At 68.6% G+C, this 950-nt stretch carries 1 pseudogene; it reads left to right on the top strand.

Annotated elements, in window-relative coordinates:
- A pseudogene (secA2, locus tag A9X04_RS15295) lies at positions 1 to 950 on the top strand (accessory Sec system translocase SecA2); the annotation flags it as partial.

Raw genomic sequence — 950 nt, 5'->3', positions numbered from 1 at the left:
CACGTGGTGACCATCAACGACTACCTGGCCCGCCGCGACGCGGAGTGGATGGGCCCGCTGATCGAGGCGATGGGGTTGACGGTCGGCTGGATCACCGCCGAATCGACCAGCGAGGAGCGCCGCGCCGCCTACGGCTGCGACGTCACCTACGCCTCGGTCAACGAGATCGGCTTCGACGTGCTGCGCGACCAACTCGTGGTCGACGTCGACGACCTGGTGTCGCCCAATCCCGACGTGGCGCTGATCGACGAGGCCGACTCGGTGCTGGTCGACGAGGCGTTGGTGCCGCTGGTGCTGGCGGGCACGACGCACCGGGAGACCCCACGGCTGGAGATCATCAAGCTGGTCGGCGAGTTGGAGGCCGGGACCGACTACGACACCGACTCCGACAGCCGCAACGTCCATCTGACCGACGTCGGCGCCCGCAAAGTGGAGAAGGCGCTCGGCGGCATCGACCTCTACTCCGAGGAGCACGTCGGCACGACCCTGACGGAGGTGAACGTCGCCCTGCACGCGCACGTGCTGTTGCAGCGCGACGTGCACTACATCGTCCGGGACGACGCGGTGCACCTGATCAACGCCGCCCGCGGCCGGATCGCCCAACTGCAGCGCTGGCCGGACGGCCTGCAGGCCGCCGTCGAGGCGAAGGAGGGGATCGAGACCACCGAAACCGGCGAAGTGCTCGACACGATCACGGTGCAGGCGCTGATCAACCGCTACGAAACCGTGTGCGGCATGACCGGCACCGCGCTGGCCGCCGGAGAACAGCTGCGCCAGTTCTACAAGCTCGGCGTGTCCCCAATCCCGCCGAATGAGCCCAACGTTCGCGAGGACGAGTCCGACCGCGTCTACATCACGGCCGCGGCCAAGAACGACGCGATCGTCGCGCACATCGCCGAGGTGCACGAGACCGGGCAGCCGGTGCTGGTCGGCACCCGCGACGTGGCCGA

The organism is Mycobacterium sp. E3247 (assembly GCF_001667785.1).
Classification (GTDB): Bacteria; Actinomycetota; Actinomycetes; order Mycobacteriales; family Mycobacteriaceae; genus Mycobacterium.
The sequence above is the reverse complement of the archived record's forward strand: the minus strand, read 5'-3'. Positions and strand labels throughout refer to the sequence as shown.